Source organism: Actinotalea sp. JY-7885 (assembly GCF_014525465.1).
GTDB lineage: Bacteria > Actinomycetota > Actinomycetes > Actinomycetales > Cellulomonadaceae > Actinotalea.
Genome location: NZ_JACEXH010000258.1, coordinates 1 through 3,199, shown reverse-complemented (window position 1 = coordinate 3,199; position 3,199 = coordinate 1). Strand labels below are relative to the sequence as shown.

The 3,199-nt window shown below is 77.6% G+C and carries 1 protein-coding gene and 1 pseudogene; one reads left to right on the top strand and one right to left on the bottom strand.

Translation table 11 applies throughout. The features are described from left to right. Positions 1-704, bottom strand: a pseudogene (locus tag IDM29_RS15865) (hypothetical protein); the annotation flags it as partial. A 281-nt stretch (positions 705-985) separates the two neighbouring features. Here IDM29_RS15865 and IDM29_RS15860 point away from each other — a divergent pair. Then, on the top strand, positions 986-3,178 hold the full coding sequence (locus tag IDM29_RS15860) for a hypothetical protein (RefSeq protein ID WP_188037774.1): 2,193 nt from the start codon (positions 986-988) through the stop codon (positions 3,176-3,178). The last annotated feature ends 21 nt before the right edge of the window (positions 3,179-3,199 follow it).

Here is a 3,199-nt window from a genome sequence, read left to right as displayed (position 1 = left end):
CTCGCCCCGGCGGGCGCGGCGCCGCGGCGGGCGCGCACCAGCAGGAGGCCCCACCACGCGAGCCCCGCGAGCAGCAGCACGGCACCCGCGACGACGCCCGGCACGAGCCAGCGGGTCGTGACGACCTGGGGCCAGGTCAGCGTGAGGGTCGGCGGTGCGGGGTCCTCCCCCGTGGTCGCCACCAGGAGGCTCCAGCGGCCCTCCTGCGCTGCCCACTCGAGCGTGGCCTCGCCCGTGCCGCCGGCCTCCCAGAGCCACAGGTCCGAGCCCGTGGGGTCGGGCGCGGGCGTCGTCTCGGCCGGGGCGTCCGCCGGTGCGGCGGGGTCCACCGGCTCCGCCGGGTCTGGCGCCGGGGTCGGCGTCGGCGTCGTGGCCTCGACCTCCTGCGTGCGCAGGGTCTCGCGGTCCGCGAGGCCGGTGACGCGGACGTACGCGTCCTGCCCCACCCAGGCGTCGACGTCGGCGCTGCGCCCCACGGCGAGGACGACGGGTGTGTCGCCGCTGGCCGACGCGCGCACGCTCACGTCGTCGGCCGCCAGGTCGAGCACACCGGGGTCGGTGACGAGCAGCGTCGTCCCCTCGGGTGCGGAGGCGGTGGCCGTGAGGGTGTCGGAGGGTCGCCAGACGGTGGCCGAGGCGATCCCCAGGCCGATCGACGCCGCCCCGAGCAGGCAGAGCAGCGACGCGAGAGCACGTTGGAGCACGGGCCGTCCCTTCAGACGTGACAAATCCACAATAGGCGAGGCGGCCGCTGCCTCCTCGCCGGGGGGCGCCGGGCGGGACGGAGCCGCGGGGCTAGGTGCCCCACGGTGTCACCGATACGCTGGCCGTGCCCACCGCACGGGCGCCCGGCCGACGCCCCGACGTCCGGCCGAGCCGCGGCAGCGGGCACCGGGCGTCGCCCGGGACGTCGCGCCGGCAACGGTCGCGCGTGAGAGGTCGCACACGAGAACGCGCACCCGCCGGGTGCGCACAGGAGGTCCCAGTGCCCGACGAGCGTTCGCTCTTCCCCGTCGTCATGCGCGGCTACGACCGGGTCCAGGTCGAGCAGCGCCTGCAGGCGCTCGAGCAGCAGCTCAGCGAGGCGCGGGCGCAGGTCGAGCAGCTCGACTCGCGCGCCATGCAGGTCGCCGGCGAGCTGTCCGAGGCGCACCGTCAGCTGCGCGAGGCGGAGCGGCCGACCTACTCGGGTCTCGGCTCGCGGATCGAGCAGCTGCTGCGCTCGGCCGAGGAGCAGTCCTCCGACGTCATGGCCCAGGCGAACGCGGAGGCGTCCGACGCGCTCGCGCGCGCCAAGCTGGCCGCGGGGCAGCTGCGCGCCCGCGCCGAGAACGAGGTCGCCGAGATGCTGGCGACCGCCCGGCGCGAGGCCGAGGAGGAGCGGACGACCGCGAGCGCCGAGGCGCAGAGCACGCTGGCGGCGGCCCAGCGCCGCGCCGAGGAGCTCGTCGGCTCCGCCGAGCGCGAGGCGGCCCGCATCTCCAGCGCCGTGCGGACCGAGGAGAACGAGCGCCGCACCGGGCTCGAGCGCGAGCTCGGGACGCTGCGCGCGACGGCCGAGCGCGAGACGACCGAGCTGCGGGTCTCGACCGAGCAGGCCGCCGCCGAGCTGCGCGCGACGACGCAGGCCGACACGACGCGGGAGCGCGAGGAGGCCGAGCGCTACGCGCAGGACCTGCGGGCGTCCGCCGACGCCGACACGACGGAGCTGCGTCAGCGCACCGAGGCCGAGACCGCCGCCCTGCGCGCGGACGCCGAGCAGTACGCGGCCGCGCTGCGGACGCAGGTCCAGACGGAGACGGCCGAGCTCCAGGCCACCACGCAGGCCGCCGTCGCCGCCCTGCGCGCGGACGCCCAGGCGTACGCCGACAACGTGCACGCCGTCACCGACCGCGAGGCTCGCGGGGTGCTGCAGCGTGCCGAGACCGAGGCCACCGCGCTGCGCACCGAGGCCGACCAGTACGCGGCCTTCGTCCGGGCCACCGCGGACCGCGAGGTCGCGGAGCAGCGCTCGGCCGTCGCCGACGAGCTCACGGCTCGCCGCAACGCCGCGGCCGAGGAGGTCGCGGCCGTGCGCGCGGAGGCCGAGCTCTACGCGACCGAGCTGCGCGCCGAGGCCGAGCGCGAGACCACCGAGCTGCGCGAGACCACCGAGCGGCTGGTCACCCAGCTGCGCGCGACGGCGGAGCGGGAGACGACCGAGCTGCGCGAGACCACCGAGCGCGAGACCACCGAGCTGCGCGCCGCGACGGAGCGGGAGGCGACCGAGCTGCGCGAGCGCACCCGCCTCGAGGTCGACCGGCTGCTCACCGAGGCCCGCCGGACCGCCGCCGAGCTCACCACCACCGCGACCGCCGACGCCGACGCCATCCGCGAGCAGGTCCGGCGTCTGCTGGCCGACGCGGAGGTCGACATCGCGACGCGCCGCGAGGCGGCCGAGCGCGCCGACGCCGAGCGCCACGAGGCCGCCCGTGAGGCCACCGAGACGCTCGTCCGCGACTCCGAGGCCCACGCGGCCGAGGCGGAGCAGCGGGTCGCGCACGCGCTCGAGCAGGCCGAGAAGATCCGCCGCGACGCGGACGCGCACGCCAAGGACCTGCTGGCCAACGCCCGCCGCAACGCGGACCGGGTCGTCGCCGACGCCCGCGAGCACGCCGAGCGCACGCTGTCGGAGGCGATGACCGAGGCCGAGCGCGAGCGCACGTCCGCCGCCCGCCAGGTCGAGGACCTCCACCGCCAGCGCGAGTCGATCACCTCCTACCTGGACGAGCTGCGCAACCTGCTGGGCCACGACCGCGCCCCCTCGCGCGTCCTGCTCGAGCAGGCCGACGACGTCGAGGCCCGGTTCGCGGCGCAGGGCGTGGCCGTGGCCGCCGGCGAGCTCGACGCGGAGCCCAGCGCCGCCGAGCTGGTCGAGGCCGAGGTCGTCGAGGCCGAGCTGATGGACGAGGAGGTCCTGGACGCCTCGCTCGAGGCGACGCTCGACGCGGAGGCCGCGGCGGCCGCGCCGGCGGACGACGCGCCGGGTGGTGCCGACGCCGCCGACGGTGACGACGCCACCAGTGACGCCACCAGTGACGCCGACAGCGACGACGCGGACGGGCGCGACGGGTCGGGCGACGACGCCGAGGCGGTCGCCGGCCGCGGTGCGGCGAACGCGTCGCGCGCGAACGGCTGAGCCGTGGCCGACGACGCCGCC